General features: G+C 72.5%; 20 protein-coding genes. 7 read left to right on the top strand and 13 right to left on the bottom strand.

Going from position 1 to position 23,330, the window contains the following annotated elements; genetic code table 11:
- Positions 1-39 precede the first annotated feature (39 nt).
- Together GA0070621_RS01765 and GA0070621_RS01760 are read right to left on the bottom strand one after the other, a co-directional pair.
- Positions 40-1,017, bottom strand: coding sequence for an asparaginase domain-containing protein (locus tag GA0070621_RS01765; protein ID WP_091191008.1), 978 nt, complete (start codon positions 1,015-1,017; stop codon positions 40-42).
- Positions 1,014-1,172 (bottom strand): hypothetical protein, encoded by a 159-nt coding sequence (locus GA0070621_RS01760; RefSeq protein ID WP_167666501.1) that lies wholly within the window; start codon positions 1,170-1,172, stop codon positions 1,014-1,016. The genes GA0070621_RS01765 and GA0070621_RS01760 overlap by 4 nt, the downstream gene beginning before the upstream one ends.
- Positions 1,173-1,387: 215 nt before the next feature.
- On the opposite strand from GA0070621_RS01760, the gene GA0070621_RS01755 reads away from it, so the two are divergent.
- On the top strand, positions 1,388-1,729 hold the full coding sequence (locus tag GA0070621_RS01755) for a YciI family protein (protein ID WP_091191004.1): 342 nt from the start codon (positions 1,388-1,390) through the stop codon (positions 1,727-1,729).
- Between the two features lie 65 nt (positions 1,730-1,794).
- Positions 1,795-2,976: an RNA polymerase sigma factor gene (locus tag GA0070621_RS01750; protein WP_091201872.1), complete on the top strand. Its 1,182-nt coding sequence runs from the start codon at positions 1,795-1,797 to the stop codon at positions 2,974-2,976.
- A 6-nt stretch (positions 2,977-2,982) separates the two neighbouring features.
- Here the strand turns inward: GA0070621_RS01750 and GA0070621_RS01745 are convergent, their stop codons facing one another.
- The 4 genes from GA0070621_RS01745 to nrdR all read right to left on the bottom strand — a co-directional run bounded on the left by GA0070621_RS01745 (position 2,983) and on the right by nrdR (position 8,288).
- Positions 2,983-3,918, bottom strand: coding sequence for a DUF2332 domain-containing protein (locus GA0070621_RS01745; RefSeq protein ID WP_091191000.1), 936 nt, complete (start codon positions 3,916-3,918; stop codon positions 2,983-2,985).
- Positions 3,915-4,646 carry a nucleotidyltransferase domain-containing protein gene (locus GA0070621_RS01740; RefSeq protein WP_091190997.1) on the bottom strand — a complete coding sequence of 244 codons (732 nt, stop codon included), beginning with the start codon at positions 4,644-4,646 and terminating at the stop codon, positions 3,915-3,917. The genes GA0070621_RS01745 and GA0070621_RS01740 overlap by 4 nt, the downstream gene beginning before the upstream one ends.
- A 214-nt stretch (positions 4,647-4,860) precedes the next feature.
- Positions 4,861-7,719 carry a vitamin B12-dependent ribonucleotide reductase gene (locus tag GA0070621_RS01735; RefSeq protein ID WP_091190995.1) on the bottom strand — a complete coding sequence of 953 codons (2,859 nt, stop codon included), beginning with the start codon at positions 7,717-7,719 and terminating at the stop codon, positions 4,861-4,863.
- A 68-nt stretch (positions 7,720-7,787) separates the two neighbouring features.
- The gene (gene nrdR / locus GA0070621_RS01730; protein WP_091190993.1) at positions 7,788-8,288 is read right to left on the bottom strand and encodes a transcriptional regulator NrdR; all 501 of its coding nucleotides are present in this window, start codon (positions 8,286-8,288) and stop codon (positions 7,788-7,790) included.
- Positions 8,289-8,884: 596 nt separating this feature from the next.
- Here nrdR and lexA point away from each other — a divergent pair.
- The gene (gene lexA, locus GA0070621_RS01725; RefSeq protein WP_091190990.1) at positions 8,885-9,667 is read left to right on the top strand and encodes a transcriptional repressor LexA; all 783 of its coding nucleotides are present in this window, start codon (positions 8,885-8,887) and stop codon (positions 9,665-9,667) included.
- A gap of 65 nt (positions 9,668-9,732) precedes the next feature.
- Here the strand turns inward: lexA and GA0070621_RS29735 are convergent, their stop codons facing one another.
- Entirely contained in the window at positions 9,733-11,394 is a 1,662-nt protein-coding gene (locus GA0070621_RS29735; RefSeq protein ID WP_091190986.1) for a hypothetical protein, read from the bottom strand.
- A gap of 49 nt (positions 11,395-11,443) precedes the next feature.
- Positions 11,444-12,907, bottom strand: coding sequence for a GTPase HflX (gene hflX, locus GA0070621_RS01715; RefSeq protein WP_091190983.1), 1,464 nt, complete (start codon positions 12,905-12,907; stop codon positions 11,444-11,446).
- Positions 12,908-13,115: 208 nt separating this feature from the next.
- Here hflX and GA0070621_RS01710 point away from each other — a divergent pair, with 208 nt between their 5' ends.
- Positions 13,116-14,588: an NAD-dependent malic enzyme gene (locus GA0070621_RS01710; RefSeq protein WP_091190979.1), complete on the top strand. Its 1,473-nt coding sequence runs from the start codon at positions 13,116-13,118 to the stop codon at positions 14,586-14,588.
- A 115-nt stretch (positions 14,589-14,703) separates the two neighbouring features.
- Here GA0070621_RS01710 and dapF read toward each other — a convergent pair whose 3' ends face one another.
- The 3 genes from dapF to GA0070621_RS01695 are packed head-to-tail and all read right to left on the bottom strand — an operon-like array spanning position 14,704 to position 17,250.
- On the bottom strand, positions 14,704-15,573 hold the full coding sequence (dapF, locus tag GA0070621_RS01705; protein WP_091190975.1) for a diaminopimelate epimerase: 870 nt from the start codon (positions 15,571-15,573) through the stop codon (positions 14,704-14,706).
- 7 nt (positions 15,574-15,580) lie between these two features.
- Positions 15,581-16,546 (bottom strand): tRNA (adenosine(37)-N6)-dimethylallyltransferase MiaA, encoded by a 966-nt coding sequence (gene miaA / locus GA0070621_RS01700; RefSeq protein ID WP_407940364.1) that lies wholly within the window; start codon positions 16,544-16,546, stop codon positions 15,581-15,583.
- Positions 16,489-17,250, bottom strand: coding sequence for a class III extradiol ring-cleavage dioxygenase family protein (locus GA0070621_RS01695; RefSeq protein ID WP_091190973.1), 762 nt, complete (start codon positions 17,248-17,250; stop codon positions 16,489-16,491). The genes miaA and GA0070621_RS01695 overlap by 58 nt, the downstream gene beginning before the upstream one ends.
- Positions 17,251-17,452: 202 nt before the next feature.
- Between GA0070621_RS01695 and GA0070621_RS01690 the strand changes: the two genes are divergently transcribed.
- Positions 17,453-18,661 (top strand): DUF349 domain-containing protein, encoded by a 1,209-nt coding sequence (locus GA0070621_RS01690; protein WP_091190970.1) that lies wholly within the window; start codon positions 17,453-17,455, stop codon positions 18,659-18,661.
- Positions 18,662-19,058: 397 nt separating this feature from the next.
- Complete coding sequence (locus GA0070621_RS01685) at positions 19,059-20,693, top strand: cellulase family glycosylhydrolase (protein ID WP_091190967.1); 1,635 nt, start codon at positions 19,059-19,061, stop codon at positions 20,691-20,693.
- A 265-nt stretch (positions 20,694-20,958) separates the two neighbouring features.
- Here GA0070621_RS01685 and miaB read toward each other — a convergent pair whose 3' ends face one another.
- Positions 20,959-22,458, bottom strand: coding sequence for a tRNA (N6-isopentenyl adenosine(37)-C2)-methylthiotransferase MiaB (miaB, locus tag GA0070621_RS01680; RefSeq protein WP_091190964.1), 1,500 nt, complete (start codon positions 22,456-22,458; stop codon positions 20,959-20,961).
- 52 nt (positions 22,459-22,510) lie between these two features.
- Between miaB and GA0070621_RS01675 the strand changes: the two genes are divergently transcribed.
- Positions 22,511-22,738, top strand: a complete 228-nt coding sequence (locus GA0070621_RS01675) for a DUF2277 domain-containing protein (protein ID WP_091190962.1) — start codon at positions 22,511-22,513, stop codon at positions 22,736-22,738.
- Between the two features lie 39 nt (positions 22,739-22,777).
- On the opposite strand, the gene GA0070621_RS01670 is transcribed toward GA0070621_RS01675, so the two are convergent.
- On the bottom strand, positions 22,778-23,257 hold the full coding sequence (locus GA0070621_RS01670) for a hypothetical protein (RefSeq protein WP_091190959.1): 480 nt from the start codon (positions 23,255-23,257) through the stop codon (positions 22,778-22,780).
- Between the last annotated feature and the right edge of the window lie 73 nt (positions 23,258-23,330).

Here is a 23,330-nt window from a genome sequence, read left to right as displayed (position 1 = left end):
ACCCACCCGCCCGTACCGGGCTTCAACGCCTGGGCCGGGCTACCCGTGCCGGGCGAAGGCGTCGGCGACCGCGGCGCGGTCCGCGCGGCCGGCCAGCAGGAGTCGGAGCAGCACCTTGGCCTTGTACGGGTCGAGCAGCCCGCCACCGACCAGCCCGCGCCGGAGCAGGTCGGTCTCCGAGCCGACCGCCCCGTACGTGCGCCGCAGCACCGACCCGGCGCCGGTCCGCGAGGCGAGCACCACCGGCATCCGTTCCGCCAGCGCGCCGAGCGCCGGGGCGAAGTCCGGCGGCACGTGCCCCACCCCGAAACCGGCCACCACCAGCCCGTCCAGGTCGCGGGCGAGCCCGTCGAGCAGCGCCACGTCGTCGTCGAGGGTGACCGTGTGCAGCGCCACCCGGGTTGCGGCGAGCCGGCCGGCGTCCACCGGCGGCAGCGGGGCGCGTCGGGGCGGCCGGGTGAGCAGGCGTACCTCCCCCTCGATGACGTGGCCGAGCGGGCCGGCGTTGGGCGAGGCGAAGGTGGCCGTACTGGTGCTGTGGGTCTTGCGGACGTGCCGCGCGGCGTGGATCTCGTCGTTGAACGCGACCAGCACGCCGAGGTCGCGCGCGGCCGGCGCGGCGGCGACCCGGGCGGCGGCGAGCAGGTTCGCCGGGCCGTCCGGGCCGGCGAGGGTCGGGTTGCGCATCGCGCCGGTGACCACCAGCGGCGCCGAATACGGCCAGACCAGGTCGGCCAGGAACGCCGTCTCCTCCAGGCTGTCGGTGCCCTGGGTGACCACCGCGCCGGTCGCCCCGGCGGCCACCGCCGCGCCCGCCGTGTCGACCAGGTCCAGAACCTGCCGGTACGTCAGCGCGGCGCTCGGCACCGCCCGCACGTCGTGGACGTCGAGCGGAACGTCGGCGAGCCCCGGTACGGCGGCGGTGAGCTGGGCCCCGGTGAGCCGGTTGACCACGCCCTGACCGGCGCTCCCGGCCATGGCGATCGTGCCGCCGAGGGTGAACAACGCGACGGTCACCGGTCCTCCACCGTCAGGTCCGGCCGCTCGGCGAAGGCGGCCAGCATGCCCCGGTCGAGCGGGCCCTCCACCACATCGGGGATCAGCCGCGCGTAGTCCACGGCGACCGTGTCGTACGCGGCGCGGGTCTCGGTCAGCCAGCTCGGTTCGGTCACGACAGGAGACCCTAGTCGCCGGCCGGGTCGGTTCCCGTCCCCAGTCGGGCCGGGTACGCGACGAACGGTTCCGGCCGCGTCGCGTGCGCGGCCTCGCGCCTGCGTGACGACGGCCACGGCGTCCGGAAAACTTTCCCACGGAGCGCTGTCGAATCCGGCCGGACCCGATCGTCGGGTTGGCAAGAAGGCGGAACACCGATCAAGAGGAGAACCTCATGGCCCAGTACGCAGTCCTGATCTACTCGCCCGCGCCGGCCGACCCGACGGAGATCACGCCGGACTACCTGGCGCTGTTGGAGCGGTACCCGGCGCAGGTCGAGGAGCTGGGCGGCAAGATCGTCACGGGGTTCGCGCTCCAGCCCAGCACCACCGCCACGGCGATCCGCGGCGACCTCGTCACCGACGGCCCGTTCATCGAGGCCAAGGAGGTCGTCGCCGGGTTCTTCATCCTGGAGGCGCCCGACCTGGACGTGGCCCTGAGGATCGCCAAGCTGAACCCGGCCACCATCAGCGGCGGCGTCGAGGTCCGGCCGCTGTTCGTCCCGCCGGCCGAGTGACCGAGGCCGGGACGGCCGCGGCCGAACGCGCCGTGGCGGACGCGCACCGTCGCGAGTGGGCCTTCGTGCTCGCCGCGACGGCGCGCGTCGCCGGCGATCTCGACGTCGCCGAGGAGTGCGTCCAGGAGGCGTACGTGGCCGCGCTGGCCGCCTGGGCCCGGGATGGCGTACCCGACAAGCCCGGCGCCTGGCTGACCGCCACGGCGAAACGCAAGGCCCTCGACGTGCTGCGCCGGGACAAGGTGTTCCGGTCGAAGATGCCCCTGCTCGTGGAGCCGGTGGAGGCCGAGATGGCGGAGGATCCAGGCGAGGACGCGGTGCCCGACGACCGACTGCGGCTGGTCTTCACCTGCTGCCACCCGGCGCTGGCCCGGGACGCACAGGTGGCGCTGACCCTGCGCCTCGTGTGCGGAGTGAGCACCGGCGACATCGCCCGGGCGTTCCTGGTGTCCGAGCCGACGATGGCCGCCCGGGTCACCCGGGCCAAGAAGAAGATCGCCGCGGCCCGGATCCCGTACCGGGTGCCCGAGGCCGCCGAGCTGCCCGAGCGGCTGGACGCGGTGCTGTCCGTGATCCACCTGCTCTACACCACCGGGCACACCGCGCCGACCGGCGGCGACCTGGTCCGCGCCGACCTGGTCGACCGGGCGCTGCACCTGACCCGGATGCTGCTCGCCCTGATGCCCGACGAGCCGGAGGTCCGCGGCCTGCTCGCGTTGCTGCTGCTCACCGACGCCCGCCGGGCCACCCGTACCGACCCCGAGGGTCGGCTGCTGGTGCTGGCGGAGCAGGACCGGTCCGCCTGGGACCGGGCCGCCGTCGCCGAGGGCAACCGGCTGGTCCTCGGCGCGTTCCGGACCGGCCGGGTCGGCCGGTACGCGCTCCAGGCCGCCATCGCCTCGCTGCACGCGGTCGCGCCCAGCTACGCCGCGACCGACTGGCCCCAGGTGGTACGCCTCTACGACGAGCTGCTGAAACGCTGGCCGTCGCCGGTCGTCGCGCTCAACCGGGCGGTGGCCGTGTCGATGGCCGAGGGCCCGGAGGCCGCCCTGGCCGAGGTCGACGCCCTCGCCGGGGATTCCCGGCTGGCCGGCTACCACTACCTCCCGGCGATCCGCGCCGACCTGCTGCGCCGCCTGGACCGACGGCAGGAGGCGGCGAACGCGTACCGCACGGCGCTGACCCTCGTCGACAACGACGCCGAACGCGCCTTCCTGACCACCCGTCTCGCCTCCCTCACCCCATGAGACGCGCTACCCGAACCAGGTGATCCCCTGCCCGTGGCCCCGCGTCCAGGCGAGCGGCTTCCCGTCCAGCGCGAGCACGTTGAGGTGTGCCCCGCTCGGCGGCTCCGGCAGCCCGTCGTAGCGCAGCACCTCCGGGCCCTCGTTCGCGACCCAGTGGCCGGGCAGCCCGCGTACCAGCGCGGCGAACGCGTCCCGGCGGGGTGCCGGCACCTGGTACAGCACCGAGGTGTGGAACACCACGAGGGTGGCGCCGGCCGGGGCCTGCGCCGCCAGCGCGGGCAGGTCGTCCACCAGGTCGCCCCGGACGAGCAGTGGCGGGTCGGCCGCGGCCACCTCCGCCGCGGCCCGCAACCGGGTACGCCGGTGGGTGTGCTCCGGCCAGATGAGGGCGTCCAGCCAGGCCACGTCCGCCTGGTCGGTCACGTCGAGCGGGTTCAGATCCAGGCCGGCCCGCCACACCACCTCGGGCCGCTGAGCCGGCAGCGACACCCCGGTCGCCGTGCAGTCGAGGACCGGCTCACCCGCGCCGAGCACCTGCTCGCCGTAGCGGTAGGCGTACCGGTCCGGGTAGAGGCACAGGCCGGCGGACGCGCCGACCTCCAGCAACGCGAGCGGCTGCGGCAGCGTGGCGAGCACCGGCAGCAGTACGGCGCACCGCCCGGGCTCGTTCGTCTGCGTCGACCGGGTACGCATCTCCGCCTCGATCGCCGGCCAGTTCGCCGCCGCGTAGTCGTGGAAGGCGGCCGGATCCTCGACCGGGCCGCCGAGGAGGCGGACCACGGCGAAGAGCAGGTTCGGCTGCCGCTTGGCCGGTGGGAGAGCCGCCAGCAGGGCGAGCAGTTCGTCGTCCTGGGACACCGCCAGCGCCAGCCGCTCGTACGCGGGTGACACACCGTGCGCCTCGCGGGCGCCGAACCTGGCGTAACTGGTCGCGGTCGTCATCGCTCAAGCTCCTTTCGTGCCCGCGCGACGGTCCGACGGGCGTCGCGCCAGGCGATCAGGGCGGCCGGTAGCCGGGGTGAGGAGACGTTCTCGCCCCGGCGCCGGGCGGCGAGCTGGTCGATCAGCCACCCCGGGGCGGCAGCCCGCTGGATGGCCTCGGACTTGGTGAGCAGTTCGCCGTGACGAAGTGCGTAGCGTCCCCGGGCCATCGACGTGAGTCCGAGGTCGGCGATGACCGGATCCCACCACAGCCACGGACGCCGGGCGGCCCAGGCCCAGTAGCCGGTGAGTTCGGCGCGGGCCGCCGCGCGTACGTCGTCGGCGCTCATCGGCGGGAGGACGTCCCGGGGCGCGGGGCCGAAGATCGCGTACCCGTGGCGTACCAGTTCGGCCCGGGTGATGCCGGAGAGGATCCGCTGGACGAGCTGCCCGTGGGTCCAGGTCGGATGCCGCACCTGGACGTCGAGCATCCTCGCGGTGTCGACGTAGACGCAGCCGAGCCGCAGACCTTCACCGCTGTCTGTGTCGAGGCGACCGTGCAGGGCGGCGAGCGTGGCCTGCCGGTCCGCGTCGACCGGGCCGTCGACCAGGGCGACCAGGTCGAGATCGCTGACCCGGGGAAGGTAGTCGCCGGTCGCCAACGAGCCCGCGACCAGAAGTCCACCGACCCAGTTGAGCGCGGCGAGTTCCCGACCGAACTCCGCTACGACCGGCGGCGAGACCACCATGGCCGCAGTCTATGGGTGGCCCGGCGGTAACGGTGGCAGGGATCGGCGCCCCGGCTGAATCGTCTACGACATCAGGTCCATAGCGAACTGAAGCACCGTCGTTCAGGCCGCCCAACGCCCATCGGCGCGTCGAGCGCGCAGCGAACGAGCACCGCGGAACGCCGCGGGCGCGGCAGGAAGCCCTGCCGCGCCCGCGAGCGATACCCCGTTGGGGTCAGCTGCAGCCGCTGGTGGAGCCGCAGCCCTCGCAGACGTAGCAGCTACCGGCCGGCCGCATCTTCGTACCGCAGGTGAAGCAGAGCGGCGCGTCGGCGGCCTTGCCGATCACGGCCTCCAGCAGCTCGGTGCTGGAGCCCACCGACGGCGCCGGCTTGACGACGACGACGTCCGCGACCTCCTGCTTCGGCTGGGCGACCGGGCCGGTCTTCGGCTCGGGCGTCGCGACCGGGGCGGAGGCGGCCATCGCGGCGAGGTCCGCGCCGTTCGCCTCCGCCTCCGCCTCGGCCTGGAGCTGGGCGGCCCGCTCCTTGGCGGTGAAGATGCCCAACTCCGCGCGGCGGTCGTACGGCAGGAAGTCCAGGGCCAGGCGACGGAAGATGTAGTCCATCACCGAGGCCGCCATCCGCACGTCCGGGTCGTCGGTCATGCCGGCCGGCTCGAAGCGCATGTTGGTGAACTTGCTGACGTACGTCTCCAGCGGGACGCCGTACTGGAGACCGATGGAGATGGCCACCGAGAAGGCGTCCATCACGCCGGCCAGGGTCGAGCCCTGCTTCGACATCTTGAGGAAGACCTCGCCGAGGCCGTCGTCCGGGTACGACGAGGCGGTGAGGTAGCCCTCGGCGCCGCCGACCGAGAAGGAGATCGTCTCCGACGGGCGCTTCTTCGGCAGCCGCTTGCGCACCGGCCGGTACTCGACGACCTTCTCGACGACCTTCGCCACCTCGGCGGCGGGGGTCTCGGCGGCGGCCTTGTTCGGCTTGGCGGCCGAGAGCGGCTGGCCGACCTTGCAGTTGTCCCGGTAGATCGCCAGCGCCTTGAGGCCGAGCTTCCAACCCTCAAAGTAGATCTTCTCGACGTCCTCGACGGTCGCCTGCTCCGGCATGTTGACCGTCTTGGAGATGGCGCCGGAGATGAACGGCTGGACGGCCGCCATCATCCGCACGTGGCCCATCGGCGCGATGGACCGCTCGCCCATGGCGCAGTCGAAGACCGGGTAGTGCTCCGGCTTGAGGCCGGGGGCGTCCACCACGTGGCCGTGGTCGGCGATGTGCTCGACGATCGCCTCGACCTGCTCCTCGGGGTAGCCGAGGCTGCGCAGGGCGCGCGGCACGGTCTGGTTGACGATCTGCATCGAGCCGCCGCCGACCAGCTTCTTGAACTTGACCAGCGCCAGGTCCGGCTCGACACCGGTGGTGTCGCAGTCCATCATCAGGCCGATGGTGCCGGTCGGGGCGAGCACGCTGGCCTGCGAGTTCCGCCAGCCGAACTTGTCACCGACCCTGTTGCCCAGGGTCCACTGCTTGGTGGCCTCCCGCTGGATGGCGGTGGCCACCGTGCCGGTCGGCTTGATCACGTCGTTGGCGGCGGCGTGCTTGCGCATGACCCGCTTGTGCGCCTCCGCGTTGCGGGCGTAGCCGTCGTACGCGCCGACGATGCCGGCCAGCTCGGCCGAGCGGCGGTACGCCGTGCCGGTCATCAGCGAGGTGATCGCCGCGGCGACCTCCCGGCCCGGCTCCGAGTCGTACGGCAGGCCGGAGGCCATCAGCAGCGCGCCCAGGTTGGCGTACCCGATGCCGAGCTGCCGGTAGGCGCGGGTGGTCTCCCCGATCTTCTCGGTCGGGAAGTCGGCGAAGCAGATCGAGATGTCCATCGCGGTGATGACCAGCTCGACCGACTTGACGAACTTCGCCACCTCGAAGCCGCCGTCGGCGCGCAGGAACTTCATCAGGTTCAGCGAGGCCAGGTTGCAGGAGGAGTTGTCCAGGTGCAGGTACTCCGAGCACGGGTTCGACGCGGTGATCCGCCCGGTCTCCGGGCAGGTGTGCCAGTCGTTGATGGTGTCGTCGTACTGGAGGCCGGGGTCGGCGCACTCCCAGGCGGCCTGGGAGATGGTGCGGAAGAGCTTCTTGGCGTCGACGGTCTCGATGGTCTGCCCGTCGAGCCGGCCACGCAGGTCGAAGGTGCCGCTCTTCTCCACCGCGGTCATGAACTCGTCGGAGACCCGGACCGAGTTGTTGGCGTTCTGGTACTGCACGCTGACGATGTCGGCGCCGCCCAGGTCCATGTCGAAGCCGGCGTCCCGCAGCGCGCGGATCTTGTCCTCCTCGCGCGCCTTGGTGACCACGAACTCCTCGATGTCCGGGTGGTCCACGTCGAGGATGACCATCTTGGCCGCGCGCCGGGTGGCGCCACCGGACTTGATGGTGCCGGCGGAGGCGTCCGCACCACGCATGAAGCTGACCGGGCCGGAGGCGGTGCCGCCGGAGGAGAGCAGTTCCTTGGAGGACCGGATCCGGGACAGGTTGGCGCCGGAGCCGGAGCCGCCCTGGAAGATCAGCCCCTCCTCCTTGTACCAGTCGAGGATGGAGTCCATCGAGTCGTCGACGGCCAGGATGAAGCAGGCGCTGACCTGCTGCGGCGACGGCGTACCCACGTTGAACCAGACCGGCGAGTTGAAGCTGAACACCTGGTGCAGCAGCATCCAGGTCAGCTCGTGCGCGAAGACCTCCGCGTCGGCCGGGGTGGCGAAGTAGCCGTACTCCTCACCGGCGGTGCGGTAGGTGCCGACCACCCGGTCGATCAACTGCTTGAGCGACCACTCCCGCTCCGGGGTCCCCACCGCGCCCCGGAAGTACTTGGTGGTCACGATGTTGGCCGCGTTGACGCTCCAGGACTCGGGGAACTCCACCCCGCGCTGCTCGAAGTTGATCGAGCCGTCCCGCCAGTTCGTCATCACGACGTCGCGGCGCTCCCAGGCGACCTCGTCGTAGGGGTGCACCCCCTCGGTCGTCCAGACGCGCTCGATCTTCAGCCCTGTCCCGGCCTTGTTCCGCGACTTGCTCGTCGTCACCGACGTCGCCCCCCTCGTGTGCGCGGTCACCCACCGCGCGTACCAATCTGTCAGAAACCCGAAAAAACTCAGCTGGTCCGGCCGGCGACCTCGGCCGGCTCGGCCCCGGCGCCCTCCCGGGCGCGTGCGGCGGCCCGCAGCGTCTCGATCTCGCGCTCGAAGTCGGCGAGCGAGTCGAAGGACCGGTAGACGCTGGCGAATCGCAGGTAGGCCACCTCGTCCAGGTCGCGCAGCGGCCCGAGGATGGCCAGCCCGACCTCGTGGCTGGGGATCTCGGCGGCCCCCTTGGCCCGTACGGTCTCCTCGACCTTCTGCGCCAGCAGCGCGATGGAGTCGTCGTCGACCGGCCGGCCCTGGCACGCCTTGCGCACCCCGCCGATGATCTTGATGCGACTGAAGGGCTCGGTCACCCCGCTGCGCTTGACCACGGCGAGCACCGCCTCCTCGACGGTGGTGAACCGCTTGCCGCACTCCGGGCAGGCCCGCCGCCGCCGGATGAGCTGGCCGTCGTCGGCCTCCCGCGAGTCGACGACCCGGGAGTCGGCGTGCCGGCAGTACGGACACCGCATCGCCTGACCTCCTTGACCAAGAGCAACCACGGGCACACCGACCGGCTCCCGGGCACGCGTGACCGCGACGACGCCATCGTTCCGATGGCGGTCGCCGGTCGACGATACGGGAGTGCGTTCGGTAGTCGAACCCAACCTGTAGGCGACTTACGCCCATGTGACTACTACATCTAGGGGTCGACCGTATGCCGTCGCCCTAGCGAGGTCAAGTTGGCCGGCGTGTCCGGCGCGTCACGCGCATCACCCACCCGAACCACCCCTTCCGGTCACCGAAGACCCAACGGTCGACACCCGGGACGGTTACCGCACAACCCTCAATCCACGTCCGCGGATCGAACACCCGTTCGAGAACCACGTACTATTAGCAGAACAGGCGTTCGGAAATCCAGGATTTCACCGCAACACGCCGACAACAGGTCGTACAGATGTTTGAAAATGACCGATCTCACCTATACGGTCAACAACGACCGGACGCGGCGTGTCGCGGCGGACCGGTCCACAGCACCACCTGAACGCAGCACCACCTAAAGCGCAGCACCACCTGAGCACGCACCACGAGCCGACGAGGCACCCAGCGCCGACCAGGGAGGACGGACGTGACCGAGGACCGGGCCAGCCGGCAGAAGAACCCGCAGCCGATCGACGGGGCGGGTCCGCCGGCGACCCGCCGACCCCGCGCCGCGCGCAGCCGGGCGGCCCAGCCCGCCGTGCGCCCGGTCACGCCGGTGGTGAGCGGCTTCCCCGACCCGGCGGCGGTCGACCTGACCGCCCGGCAGCGCCGCATCCTGGAGTTCATCCGCACCTGGGTGGAGCGCCACGGCTACCCGCCGAGCGTGCGGGAGATCGGCGAGGCGGTCGGCCTGGTCTCCCCGTCCAGCGTCGCCTACCAGCTCAAGGAGCTGGAGAAGAAGGGCTTCCTGCGCCGCGACCCGAACCGGCCACGCGCGGTGGACGTCCGCGCCCCGGGCGACGCCGACGACGAGGCGGCCCGCGCGCAGCGGCCCACCCCGGCGTACGTGCCGATGCTGGGCCGGATCGCCGCCGGTGGTCCGATCCTCGCCGAGCAGGCGGTGGAGGACATCTTCCCCCTCCCCCGTGAGCTGGTGGGTGAGGGCGAGGTCTTCATGCTCCAGGTCAAGGGCGACTCGATGCTCGACGCGGCCATCTGCGACGGCGACTGGGTGGTGGTCCGGCAGCAGCCGACCGCCGAGGTCGGCGACATCGTGGCCGCCATGCTCGACGGCGAGGCGACCGTGAAGACCTATCGGCGCCGCGACGGGCACGTCTGGCTGATGCCGCAGAACCCGGCCTTCGACCCGATTCCCGGCGACGACGCCACCATCATGGGTCGCGTGGTCGCCGTGCTACGCCGGATCTGACCCGCGATCGGGTGACCGCCCACAGGGCGGTCACCCGCGTCACGGAGCGCGAAGCGGGGGCGGGCTCAGTAGCGGTCGCCCCGATACTCCCGGCTGCCGGAAACCGGCCCGTAGTGGCCCCGGTCGTCGTAGCCGTCGCCGTGTCGGCCGGCACGCGGGTCCCCGTAGTCGGGCTCCCGCCGTGGCGGCTCGGCGCGCCCGCCGCCGTACCTGCCGCCGCCCTGCGGGGCACCGCCGCCGTAGCCGCCGCCACCCTGCGGGCGGCCACCGCCACCGCCGCCGTAGACACCGCCACCGCCACCGCCACCGCTCGGCCGGCCACCGCCACCGCCGTAGACGCCGCCACCGTGCTGCGGGCCGCCACCGTGGCCGCCGCGACCGCCGCCGTCCTGGGGCCGGCCGCCCCCGCGGCCGCCGCCGTCCTGCGGCCGGCCGCCGCCGTACACGCCACCGGAGGGGTTCCGGCCGGCGGGGCCGTTCGCCGGGGCACCACCGTAGCCGCCGCCACCGCCGTAGACCCCGCCCCGCGGACCACCGGGGGCGTCGGGCCGGCCGCCACGCGGCGGGACGCCGTTACGCGGCACATCGTCGCCGCGCTCCGGCCCACCGGCCGGCTCCTCCGTCGGCGCGGACCTGCGGCGGGCCGACATGATGCCGAAGATGCCGGCGCCGACCATCAGCGCGCCGATCACCCCCACCGCCGCGATCAGGTACGTGATCTCGTTCAGGGTCAGTCCCTCGATCCAGGATTTCTCTGCGGCCGGCTTGGGCGCGTCCTTGCCGGCGTTCGGCAGCGCCTCGGCGCCGCCGGTGGACGGGGTGTAGCTGAGGATGTCGATCGGCTCGGAGCTGTCCAGCAGGCCGCCGTCGGAGACGGTGACGAAGAGCTTGCCGTCGGGCGTGTAGGAGATGGCCTCGCCGAACGGGTCGGCGAGGGGGGTGACCCGCGGCTTGCCGGTGGTGAGCGCGCCGACGATGTCGCCGTTGGTGACGTCGTACTCGAAGGCGTCCGCGTAGGTGCGCAGGACGACCTTGGCGCCGTCGGGCGAGCGGGCCGCCCCGGTGACCGTCATCCGGCCGGGCGCGCCGAGCTTGTTCTCGGTGGTCGTCTTCGGAACGGTGACCTCGCCGACCTTCGTCATCGGCACCGGGTCGGTGTCGCCCGACCTGAGCTTCGCCTCGGGCTTGAAGATCTCCGCCTTGCCGGACGGGTCCTTGGTGATGACCAGCGGCAGGTTGTCGTCGCCGATGAGCAGCGCCTCGGCGTCGTGCGGCTTCTTCTCCGGGTACGACAGCCGGTGCAGCACGGGCTGCTTCGAGCCGTCGAGCGGCATGGTCCAGACGGCGACCCGCTCCCGGCGGGTCTTGTTGGTGATGTTGTCACCGGTGTCGGCGATCCAGAGGGTCTTGCCGTCCGGCCCGAGGGCCAGGTCCTCGGTGTCGTACGGGCCCGCGCCCGAGTAGCGGACCTCGTCCGAGACCGCGCACTTGGCGTTGAGAAAGAAGACCCGCTTGTGGCTGTCCAGCTCACTGCCGTCATTGATCACCACGTAGCCGCTCGCGGTGACGACGAGACCGGACAATTCACGCAGTCGCTTGTCCTCGACCGTGCACTTCTTCTTCGGTGCGGGGGCCGCGGCGGGCGCCGCCAGGGCCAGCCCTGGCGACGCCACGACCGCGCCGAGCAGGCCCAGCGCGATCGTGGCCGAAGAGACAGCGTGCCGCATGTGCCAAGTGTCGCATGTCCCCGGTTTCGGGCGGGTGACGCCGGACGGCTCAGCGACCGGCGCCCACCCGCTCCTCGCCGACGAGCCGGTCCCCGGCGCGGTACGGCGCCAGTTCGGCGGCGAGCGCCTCCCCCACCCGTACGTGCAGCAGCGTGCCCTCGGGCAGGTGGGAGGTGCTCAGCACCTCGCCCTGCCGGTGCACCCGGGCCACCAGGTCGCCCCGGTCGTACGGGAGCACCGCGCGGACCTCGACCGCCGGGCGGGGCAGCCGCTGCTCGATCGCCTCGCGCAGCCCGTCGATGCCGCGCCCGGTGTGCGCGGAGACGAGGACGGCGTCCGGCCAGAGCCGCTTGAGCCGCAGCAGCGCCTCCTCGTCGGCCGCGTCGGTCTTGTTGACCACCAGCAGCTCGGGCAGCCGGTCGGCACCGACCTCGGCGAGCACCTCGCGGACCGCGCGCACCTGCTCCTCCGGGTCCGGGTGGGTGCCGTCGACCACGTGCACCACCAGGTCGGCGTCGGCGACCTCCTCCAGCGTCGAGCGGAACGCCTCGACGATCTGGTGCGGCAGGTGCCGGACGAAGCCGACCGTGTCGGAGAGGGTATAGAGCCGGCCGTCCGGGGCGGTGGCCTTGCGGGTGGTCGGGTCCAGGGTGGCGAAGAGCGCGTTCTCCACCAGCACGCCCGCCCCGGTGAGCCGGTTGAGCAGGCTGGACTTGCCGGCGTTGGTGTAGCCGGCGATGGCCACCGCGGGCACCGCGTTGCGCGAGCGGCGGGCCCGCTTGGTCTGGCGTACCGTGGTCATGCTCTTGATCTCGCGGCGCAGCTTGGCGATCCGGTGCCGGATCCGACGCCGGTCGGTCTCCAGCTTGGTCTCACCGGGCCCGCGCAGACCCACACCACCGCCGGCGCCGCCGCCACGGCCGCTACCACCGGTCTGCCGGGAGAGCGTCTCACCCCAACCGCGCAGCCGCGGCAGCAGGTATTCGAGCTGGGCCAGCTCGACCTGCGCCTTGCCCTCGCGGCTCTTGGCGTGCTGGGCGAAGATGTCGAGGATCAGGGCGGTCCGGTCGACCACCTTGACCTTGGTGCGCTGCTCCAGGTTGCGCAGCTGGGACGGGGACAGCTCACCGTCGCAGATCACCGTGTCGGCGCCGGTGGAGAGGACCACCGCGCCCAGGTCGTCGACCTTGCCCCGACCGATGTACGTGGCCGGGTCGGGCCGGTTGCGGCGCTGGATCAGCCCTTCGAGCACCTGCGAGCCGGCCGTCTCGGCCAGCGCCGCCAGCTCGGTGAGGCTGTTGTCGGCGTCGGTCTGCGTCCCCTCGGTCCAGACGCCCACCAGGACGACCCGCTCCAGCCGCAGCTGGCGGTATTCGACCTCGGTGATGTCGGTGAGCTCGGTGGAGAGGCCGGGGACCCGCCGCAGCGCCTGCCGCTCCGACAGCTCGAACTCGCCGGTGGTGGCGTCGAGCTCGTCGTCCTCGTAGGGAAGGAAGGTCTCCTGCTCTCGCAAACTGCGTCTCCTGTCCGTTATATCCTTCGCCGAGCGGTTTCCGGCGCGTACGAGCAATCCTGACATGTGGCAACGCTCGACGCACCCGCTATATGCCCGTGGACACCGCGCGTGGGCATACCCACCAGTAGCGGGGGCGGATGCCGACAGAACTGGGCGAGCGAGTAGAAATGCGAGGCGAACCGCTCAGGAAGACGGAGGAGTTTTCGTGGCCATCAGCCGACTGCCGAGTGCCGGATTCTCGATCACGATCCGGATCGCGGTACCCGCGGACGCCTCCTCCATCGGGCGGTTGACCACCGCGGCCGGCGAGGCCGGCGCCATCGTCACCGCGCTCGACGTGGTCGACTCCGACCCGGCGTACGTGATCGTCGACCTCACCTGCGACACCGCCGACGCCGGCCACGCCGACCAGGTGGTCAAGACGCTGACCGAGCTGGACGGGGTGGACGTCCGTAAGGTCTCCGACCGGACGTTCCTGCTGCACCTGGGCGGCAAGATCGAGGTCAACTCGAAGGTGGCGCTGCGCACCCGGGACGAGCTGTCCCGCGCGTACACCCCGGGGGTGGCCCGGGTCTGCATGGCGATCGCCGAGAACCCGGCCGACGCCCGCCGGCTCACCATCAAGCGCAACACGGTCGCCGTGGTCAGCGACGGCTCGGCTGTGCTCGGCCTGGGCAACCTCGGGCCGGCCGCCTCGCTGCCGGTGATGGAGGGCAAGGCGGCGCTGTTCAAGCGCTTCGGCGGGGTGGACGCCTGGCCGGTGGTGCTGGACACCCAGGACACCGACGAGATCGTCTCGATCGTCAAGGCGATCGCCCCCGCGTACGGCGGGATCAACCTGGAGGACATCGCCGCGCCGCGCTGCTTCGAGATCGAGGCCCGGCTGCGCGAGGCGCTGGACATCCCGGTCTTCCACGACGACCAGCACGGCACCGCGATCTGCGTCCTCGCCGCGCTGACCAACGCGCTGCGCGTCGTGGGCAAGCGGCTCCCGGACGTCCGGGTGGTCGTCTCCGGCGCCGGCGCGGCCGGCACCGCGATCATGAAGCTGCTGCTCCGGCAGGGCGTGGGCGACATCATCGCGTACGACCGGCAGGGCGCCCTGCACCGTGGGCTGACCGACCTCAACCCGGCCTGGCAGTGGCTGGCGGAGAACACCAACAAGGAGAACTACGCGGGCGACCTGCGCGGGGCGGTCGCGGGCGCGGACGTCTTCATCGGGGTGAGCGCGCCGAACCTGCTCACCGGCGACGACATCGCCACCATGGCCAAGGACGCGATCGTCTTCGCGCTGGCCAACCCGGACCCGGAGGTCGACCCGCGGGAGGCGCGCAAGTACGCCGCGGTGGTCGCCACCGGCCGCTCCGACCAGCCGAACCAGATCAACAATGTGCTCGCCTTCCCCGGCGTCTTCCGGGGCATGCTCGACGCGCACGCCGAGGAGTTCACCGAGGAGATGGCGCTCGCGGCGGCCCAGGCCATCGCGGACGTGGTCGGCGAGGACAAGATCAACCCGACGGTGATCGTGCCGAGCGTCTTCGACGCCCGGGTCGCCCCGGCCGTCGCCGCCGCCGTCCGCGCCGCCGCGCAGAACCCGGCCGCGACCCCTCCGCCGGTCGCCGACCCCGGCCCGGCCGACCTCCCCGAGATCGCCGCCGAAGCCAGCGCCACCCCCTAACCCACCCCTTCCCACCCCCTTCCCCACGCCCTTCCCCACCCCCGTCCCCACCCCCTTCCCGCCGATCTTGCACTTCCTGCCTAGGCATACCGGGCATCTGGGGCGCAGGGGCGACTCAAAGTGCAAGATCGCGCGGGGTGGGGAAGGGGAGGGGGAGGGGGAGGGTGCCGGTGGCGATCAGGACGGCGGGGCCGGCGAGCCAGCAGGAGTCGGCGGTGAGGGTGACCGTGAGGCGGCCACCGGGGACGTCGACGGCGATCGTGCCGGCGTCCCGGTCGGCGTCCCGCAGCGCCACCGCCGCCACCGCGCAGGCACCCGTGCCGCAGGAGAGCGTCTCGGCGGAGCCGCGCTCGTAGACCCGCATCAGCACGTGCCCGTCGGTGCCGGCCAGCGGCCCGCCGGGGGCGGTGAACTCGACGTTCACCCCGGCGGGAAAGACCGCCGGGTCGACATCGGGCGCCCGGGTGAGGTCGAGGGCGGCCAACTCCACGCCGGCCGGCAGGGCACAGACCAGGTGCGGGTTGCCCACGTCCACCGCCGTGCCGGTCAGGGCCAGCCCGCCCAGGCCGGCGGCGGCCGGGTCGCCCAGCCGGGGGTGGGGCATCTCGATCGCGATGTCCTCCTCCCCCTCGACGCGGGCGCGGACCAGGCCGGCCCGGGTGGCGACCGGCAGCCCCGCCCCGGACGGCACGGCCAGCCCCGAGTCCAGCAGGTAGCGGACGAAGACCCGGGCGCCGTTGCCGCACATCTCGGCGTACGAGCCGTCGGAGTTCCAGTAGTCCATGAACCACTCGGCCTCGCCGGCCAGGGCGACGCCCTCCGGGTGCTTGGCGGCGCGTACCACGCGCAGCACGCCGTCCCCGCCGATGCCGCGCCGCCGGTCGCAGAGCGCGGCGACCAGCCGGGGCGTCAGGTCGAGCGCCCCGTCCGGGTCGGGCAGGATGACGAAGTCGTTGCCGGTGCCGTGGCCCTTGGTGAACTCCACGCTCCCATCATTCCCGATGGTCGGCGACCACCCGCAGCGCAGTGTCCAGAAACGAAGGCGACGCCGAGTCCAACCAGTGGATACGCGGGTCACGCCGGAACCAGGAACGCTGCCGGCGGACGAACCGGCGGGTGGCCCGGATCGTCTCCTCGTACGCCTCGGTCTCGGTCAGCTCCCCGGCCAGGAGGCGCAGCACCTGCTGGTAGCCGAGGGCCCGGCTGGCCGTACGCCCCTCGGGCAGGCCGCGTCCGACCAGCGTCCGCGTCTCGGCGACCAGGCCGTCGGCCCACATCCGGTCCACCCGCAGCGCGATCCGCTCGTCCAGCAGCGCGGTGTCCAGGTCCACCCCGAGCTGCACCGACGGGTAGTACGGCGTCGGCTCGGGCAGGGACGCGGTGAACGGCGCCCCGGTCAGCTCGATCACCTCCAGGGCCCGGACGATCCGCCGCCCGTTACCCGGCAGGATGCCCGCCGCCGCCGCCGGATCGGCCTCGCTGAGGCGGGCGTACAGCGGGGCCGGGCCGACCGCCGCCAGCTCCGCCTCCAGCCGCTGGCGCACCGCCGGATCGGTGCCGGGGAACTCGAACTGCTCCAGCACCGCCCGCACGTACAGGCCGGAGCCGCCGACCAGCAGCGGCACCCGCCCCCGGGCGAGGATGTCGTCCACCGCCGCGCGGGCCAGCTTCTGGTATTCGGCGACGCTGGCCGGCTCGGTCACCGCCCAGATGTCGAGCAGATGGTGCGGCACGCCCTCCCGCTCGGCCGGGGTCAGCTTGGCGGTGCCGATGTCCATGCCCTGGTAGAGCTGCATCGAGTCGGCGTTGACCACCTCGCCGTCGAGGGCGTGCGCCAGGGCGATGCTCAGCGCCGACTTGCCGGCCGCGGTCGGCCCGACCACGGCCACCACGGTCCCGGTCACCGCTGCTCTCCGTTCGCGACCGCGGGGCGCGCGGGTTCGCCCACCCGCCCCCAGAAGGCCACGAAGTAGGCGACACCGTAGGGCGCCGAGTAGTGGTGCGGCTCGCCGCGCCAGTCGCCGCCCGCCGCGCGGACCGCGCCGGCCAGCACCTGCCAGGACGCCCGCCCGGCGACCCGCAGCTCCGCCGACAGCACCGGGTCCAGGCCGAGCAGGGCCTCGGCGTCCGCGTCGGCCAGGGCCCGGGCCACCCCGTCGTCGTACGCCTCCGCGCGCGGGTCGTCGTAGCCGGGCGCCTTGACGCCCCGGCACGCCGACCCGTCTCCCATGACCAGCAGCGCGGTACGCCGCTCGGAGTCGGCGGAGAGGGCCACCCCGAGCTCGGCGCACTCGGCCACCGGGGCGTCGACGGCCACGGAGCGGGCCAGCCGGGGCAGCTCGGTGCCGGTCCGACCGACCAGCCACGCCCCGACGGTGAGGCTCAGCGGGAGGGCCTCGACGCCGGAGCAGTTGGTCTTCCACAGCCGGACGTACCGGTCGAGGCCGTATCCGCGCAGCGACCCGTGGTCGGCGGCCCCGAACCGGGTGGTCTCCGGCCCGCCGCCCACCAGCAGGATCTCGTCCGGTTCGGTGGCGAGGAGGCGGGCCAAGGCGGCGGCGCAGGCGGCGCGGAGGTCGTCCAGCTCCGGCGCGGCGGCACCGGCCAGCTCGGGCACGATCAGGGGCGGGTGGGGGCAGACGGCGGCGGCGACCAGGGGCACCGGTCCAACCTATCCGGCTGCCCCGGTGCGTCCCCGCGCCGATCCGGTCATCCGGGCGCTACGACACCGTATGGTCACGGTCGACGACAGGCGCTCGACACGGACCGGGTCGGACCTGTGACAATGCCGGAAGTAACTTTGCTGCGCCGTGGCGGCGATCGCGGGGACCTCCCGTCGACGCCGGGAGAACGAGGATGGGCACATGAGCGACTGGACTGCCTTCGGACGGGTGGACGCGGACGGCACCGTCTACGTCAAGACCGCCGAGGGCGAGCGGGTGGTCGGATCCTGGCAGGCGGGAGCCCCGGAGGAGGGGTTGGCCCACTTCGCCCGGCGCTTCGACGACCTGGTGACGGAGGTTGACCTGACCGAGGCCCGGCTCAACTCGGGCGCGGCGGACGCCGGGCATTCCCTGACCACGATCCGGCGGATCCGCGCCTCGCTGGCCGACGCGCACGTCGTGGGCGACATCGACGCCCTGACCGCGCGCCTCGACAAGCTGGCCACCGTGGCCGAGGAGAAGGCCGGCGAGGCCAAGGCGGCCCGGGACGCCGCTCGGGGCGAGGCCCTGGCCCGCAAGACGGCCCTGGTGGAGGAGGCGGAGAAGCTGGCCGCCGAGTCGACCGGATGGAAGACCGCCGGGGACCGGCTCAAGGAGATCCTCGACGAGTGGAAGACCATCCGCGGGGTCGACAAGAAGGCCGACGGTGAGCTGTGGAAGCGGTTCGCCGCGGCGCGGGACGGCTTCACCCGGCGTCGGGGCGCCCACTTCGCCTCCCTGGACCAGCAGCGCAAGCAGGCGCAGTCGGCCAAGGAGGATCTGGTCGCCGAGGCCGAGAAGCTGAAGGACTCCACCGACTGGGGAGCCACCGCCGGCCAGCTCAAGGACCTGATGACCCAGTGGAAGGCCGCGCCGCGGGCGTCCAAGGAGGCCGAGCAGAAGCTCTGGGAACGGTTCCGGGCGGCGCAGGACGAGTTCTTCACCCGGCGCAGCGAGGTCTTCTCGGCCCGGGACAACGAGCAGCGCGCCAACCTGGAGCGCAAGCAGGCCCTGCTCGCCGAGGCGGAGGGGCTCGACGTCGACGGCGACCCCAAGGGCGCCCAGGCGAAGCTGCGGGACATCCAGGCTCAGTGGCACGAGGCCGGCCGGGTGCCCCGGGAGGCCGCCGCCGGGTTGGAGCGCCGGCTGCGCGTCGTGGACGAGAAGGTCCGCGAGGTGATGGATTCGGCGTGGCGGCGTACCGCCCCGCAGGACAACCCGCTGCTCGCCCAGATGCGGGCGCAGGTCGCCGAGGCCGAGGAGCGGCTGGCCCGGGCGCAGGCCGCCGGCGACGCCCGGCGGATCAAGGAGGCCGAGCAGGCGCTCGCCTCGAAGCGGCAGTTCCTCCAGCTGGCCGAGCAGGCCAGCTGAGCTGAGCCGATTCCGGGAGCCCCCGGTCCCACCACGGGACCGGGGGCTCCCGTCTGTCGGGTGGAGCCGCCAAGATCGTGCTCAGACCGGGAAGTTGGCGTCGGAGCCGGCCTGAGACCACTCGATCCAGGAACGAGCGCGATCTCGCGGAGGCGCGACCGGTTGACGCATCGAGGCGAGCTGATCAGAATGGGCGGCAGAGCCAGGTCAGCCCACCGGCGTGAGGGCACCCCGACGGCGAGGCCGCCGTCGCAGTCGCCGGTGCATCCCCGTGAGTGGCCGTCCACGTGACACGGCCCGTCGCGGTTGTCCGCGTACTCGATGACGAGCGGGCCGTCTCCCTTGGTCTTTCCGTCCGCGGCGCCCGCGCGCCGCGGGCATCCGAAGTGGAGTCCGCATGCACCGACCGTCCGCTCTCGGCGGCGCGCTCGCCGCGCTCGCCACCGCCGCGGCCGGCGTCCTCGTCGCCGCCGCCGTCAGCACCACCCCGGCCGCCGCCGCCACCGGCGGCACCGGCACCGGTTATCTGCGCACCAGCGGTAACAAGATCGTCGACAGCACGGGGGCCACCGTCCGGCTCACCGGCATCAACTGGTTCGGCATGGAGACCGACAACAAGACCTTCCACGGTCTGTGGTCGAGCAACCCGTGGCGCAGCCAGCTCGACACCATGGCCCGGCTGGGCTACAACACCCTGCGCATCCCGTACTCGAACGACGCGCTGAAGCCGGGCGCGACGGCCACCGGGATCAACGACTACGTCAACCCCGACCTGGTCGGGAACTCCCCGTTGCAGATCCTCGACAAGGTCATCGACTACGCGGGCAGCAAGGGGATGCGGGTCATCCTGGACCGGCACCGGCCGACCTCGGCCGGGCAGTCGGCGCTCTGGTACACGTCCGGCGTGTCCGAGGCGACCTGGATCAACGACTGGAAGATGCTGGCCCAGCGGTACGCCGGCAACACCACGGTGATCGGGGCGGACCTGCACAACGAGCCGCACGCCGAGGGCACCAACCCCAACGCCACCGGCGCCTGCTGGGGCTGCGGCGACAACGCCCGGGACTGGCGGCTGGCCGCCGAGCGGGCCGGCAACGCGATCCTCGGGGTGCAGCCGAACTGGCTGATCTTCGTGGAGGGAGTGAGCTGCCCCAGCGGCGGGCAGCCGAACGTCTGGAACGGCGAGACCGAGGACTGCGGCTGGTGGGGCGGCAACCTCTCCAAGGCCAAGGACTTCCCGGTCCGGCTGAACGTGGCCAACCGGCTGGTCTACTCGCCGCACGAGTACGCCATCTCGGTCTACCACCAGACGTGGTTCGACGACCCGACGTACCCGGCGAACATGCCGGCCATCTGGGACAAGTACTGGGGTTACCTCTACAAGCAGAACATCGCGCCGATCATGATGGGCGAGTTCGGCACCACGCTCCAGGACCCGAAGGACAAGGTGTGGCTGCAGAACCTGATGGCCTACACCGGGACCGGCGTCAACGGGATGTCCTTCACGTACTGGTCGTGGAACCCGAACTCCGGTGACACCGGCGGCATCGCGAACGACGACTGGACCACGATCAACCAGGCCAAGCAGGACATCCTCCAGCCGTACCTGATCGCGCCGGTCGGCGGGGGCACCACCAGCCCGAGCCCGACGGTCTCCCCCACCGTCAGGCCGACCGCGACGCCGACCGGGGGGCCGACCGGGGGGCCGACCACGCCGCCGCCGTCCGGCGGGTGCACGGCGACGTACAAGCAGACCAACGCATGGCAGGGCGGCTTCCAGGGTGAGCTGACCGTGAAGAACACCGGCACCGGCACGTTGAACCCGTGGTCGGTGACCTGGACCTGGCCGTCCGGGGTGACCCTGGCCAGCGGCTGGAACGCCACCGTCACCCAGTCCGGCACCACGGTCACCGCCGCCGCGCCCGACTGGGCGAAGACCCTCGCCCCCGGCGCCTCGGTGACCATCGGCTTCACCGCCAACGGCACGGCCTCCACGCCCGCCACCGTGAAGCTCAACGGCACCGCCTGCTGATCCCACCCCCACGACCGCCTCGATCCGGAGCGGCTACGCCGGCCGCGTTCCGCTCCGGATCGTGCGCACCTCTGGGTACGCCGGAGCCGGGCCGGGCCAGGGTCCGCATCGAGCCTCAGCAGCGTGGCCGGCATCCCGTACTCGTACACCGTCGACAGCGCGAGCAGCGTCAAGTCGGTCGTGACGGGCGGCGCGGGCGCCGGGCGGATCACGGTCTGACGGCGAGTTGGTCGGGGCCCGCCGGCGTGGCGGGCCCCGACCCGCGTCAGTGGGCGGCGCAGCCGGTTGCCGGCGCGGGCGCCGCGGCCGGGGCACCGATCGTGGGGAGTCCGAGCAGCACCCCGGGGGTACGCGGGGCACGCCCCGCCTCGGCCCCGTCGCCGGCCCGGGTACGCCGGTGCGACAGCGGCTCCCCGTCGGCGTTGAGGTGGTGCGGGGCGGCGTAGGTGACCGTGGTGTGCACGATGTCGCCGGGGCGGATCTGCCCGGCCAGGCTCCCCGCATCGAAGTGAACGAGGCGGCCGTCCCGGGACCGGCCGGACATCCGGCCGGTGCGCTCGTCCTTGCGCCCCTCGCCGACCGCGACCAGCACCTCGACGGTCTCGCCGACGAGCTTCTTGTTCTCCGCCCAGGTGATCTCCTCCACCGTGGCGATCAGCCGCTCGTACCGCTCCTGCACGATTTGCTTGGGAAGCTGGCCGTCCATGGTCGCGGCCGGGGTGCCGGGGCGCTTGGAGTACTGGAAGGTGAACGCGGAGGAGAAGCGGGCCGCACGGACCACGTCGAGGGTCCGCTCGAAGTCGGCCTCGGTCTCGCCCGGGAAACCGACGATGATGTCCGTGGTGATCGCCGCGTCCGGCATCGCCGCCCGGACCTTTTCGATGATGCCCAGGTATCTCTCCGACCGGTACGAGCGCCGCATGGCCCGCAGCACCTCGTCGGAGCCGGACTGCAACGGCATGTGCAGCGAGTGGCAGACGTTGGGCGTCTCGGCCATCGCGGCGATCACGTCGTCGGTGAAATCCTTCGGGTGCGGGCTGGTGAACCGGACCCGCTCCAGCCCGTCGATGTCGCCGCAGGCGCGCAGCAGCTTGCCGAACGCGTAGCGATCACCGAACTCCACGCCGTAGGAGTTGACGTTCTGCCCGAGCAGGGTCACCTCCAGCACGCCCTCGTCGACCAGGGCGCGCACCTCGGAGAGGATGTCGCCGGGGCGGCGGTCCTTCTCCTTGCCGCGCAGGGAGGGCACGATGCAGAACGTGCAGGTGTTGTTGCAGCCGACGGAGATCGACACCCAGCCGGCGTACGTCGACTCACGGCGGGTGGGCAGCGTGGAGGGGAAGACGTCGAGGGATTCGAGGATCTCCACCTCGGCGGCGGCGTTGTGCCGGGCCCGCTCCAGCAGCACCGGCAGCGAGCCGATGTTGTGCGTGCCGAAGACCACGTCCACCCAGGGGGCCTTGCGGACGATCTCGCCCCGGTCCTTCTGGGCCAGGCAGCCGCCGACCGCGATCTGCATCCCGGGGTGCCTGTCCTTCACGGGGCGCAGATGACCCAGGTTGCCGTAGAGCCGGTTGTCGGCGTTCTCCCGGACGGCGCAGGTGTTGAACACCACCACGTCGGGTTGCTCGTCGGCCTCGGCGGCACGCACGTACCCGGCCTGTTCCAGCAGGCCGGAAATGCGCTCGGAGTCGTGCACGTTCATCTGGCAGCCGTACGTGCGCACCTGGTAGGTGCGCGGGCTGCCCGCGGCTGCGGTAGTCATGACGGGAACAGCGTATCCGGGCCGAGCCGATCGGACCGAATGAGGAGGAGCCGTGTGCCGGAGTATCAAGACCCTGCGTGAGCCGTACGTGCCGGTGGTCACCGAGGAGGACATCCGGGCCGCCGCGCTGCAGTACGTCCGGAAGATCTCCGGGTTCCGTACCCCCGCCGCGCACAACGCCGAGGCGTTCAACGCGGCGGTGGACGCGGTGGCCGCCGCCACCGCGACCCTCCTGGACCAGTTGGTGGTCCGGGGCCAGCAGCCGGCCGCCCGGGGCTGACCCCGGATCCCGGCGACCCGCGGCGTCCCGGCGGCTCGGTCAGGCGGCGGCGAGCGCCGGGGCGACCGAGTCGGGGCCCCACTGCGACCGGTGGCACTGCGACCAACCCCGACAGCCGGGGTGGGCCACGGTGCAGAGCCGCTGGTCGCTGAGCACCTCACCCTCGTCGGTCTCGACGACGTCGAAGTGCACCGGGCGGATCGTGCCGTCCGGGGCGACCAGCAGGTGCCGCCCGGCGTCGAGGGTGTCGTCGCGCATCAGGCAGTTGCGCTCCAGCAGCTTGGCCAGCGCCGCGATGCTGGGCAGTTCGCGCAGCCGTTCGGGCACCCCGTAGCAGTCGATCATGGTGCCGTACACCCCCGGCGCCTCCCACACGTCGCACACCACCGCGTACGCGGGAAGTCGGACCGGGTCGGCGACGGCGAGGGGCATCACCACCCGGCCGAGCGCCTCGGCCAGCGCCGGGTAGACCTCCACGGGCGCCGCGCCGTCGATTCTCCAGTTCCACAGCTCGGTCATGCCGCCTCCTCGCTGTGCTCGTCCCACCGGCCTCCGGATCGGGCCTTACTGACGATGGTGGGGTGCATATGAC

Origin of the sequence: Micromonospora narathiwatensis, assembly GCF_900089605.1 — a bacterium.
Classification (GTDB): domain Bacteria; phylum Actinomycetota; class Actinomycetes; order Mycobacteriales; family Micromonosporaceae; genus Micromonospora; species Micromonospora narathiwatensis.
Note: the sequence above shows the minus strand (reverse complement) of the source record. Positions and strands in the feature narration are given on the sequence as shown.

Excerpts from the sequence above, each read along its gene's own strand:
- GA0070621_RS01755 (WP_091191004.1), top strand. The coding sequence starts at position 1,388 with ATGGCCCAGTACGCAGTCCTGATCTACTCGCCCGCGCCGGCCGACCCG.
- GA0070621_RS01745 (WP_091191000.1), bottom strand. The coding sequence starts at position 3,918 with ATGACGACCGCGACCAGTTACGCCAGGTTCGGCGCCCGCGAGGCGCAC.
- GA0070621_RS01740 (WP_091190997.1), bottom strand. The coding sequence starts at position 4,646 with ATGGTGGTCTCGCCGCCGGTCGTAGCGGAGTTCGGTCGGGAACTCGCC.
- nrdR (WP_091190993.1), bottom strand. The coding sequence starts at position 8,288 with ATGCGGTGTCCGTACTGCCGGCACGCCGACTCCCGGGTCGTCGACTCG.
- GA0070621_RS29735 (WP_091190986.1), bottom strand. The coding sequence starts at position 11,394 with ATGCGGCACGCTGTCTCTTCGGCCACGATCGCGCTGGGCCTGCTCGGC.
- GA0070621_RS01690 (WP_091190970.1), top strand. The coding sequence starts at position 17,453 with ATGAGCGACTGGACTGCCTTCGGACGGGTGGACGCGGACGGCACCGTC.
- GA0070621_RS01685 (WP_091190967.1), top strand. The coding sequence starts at position 19,059 with ATGCACCGACCGTCCGCTCTCGGCGGCGCGCTCGCCGCGCTCGCCACC.
- miaB (WP_091190964.1), bottom strand. The coding sequence starts at position 22,458 with ATGACTACCGCAGCCGCGGGCAGCCCGCGCACCTACCAGGTGCGCACG.
- GA0070621_RS01670 (WP_091190959.1), bottom strand. The coding sequence starts at position 23,257 with ATGACCGAGCTGTGGAACTGGAGAATCGACGGCGCGGCGCCCGTGGAG.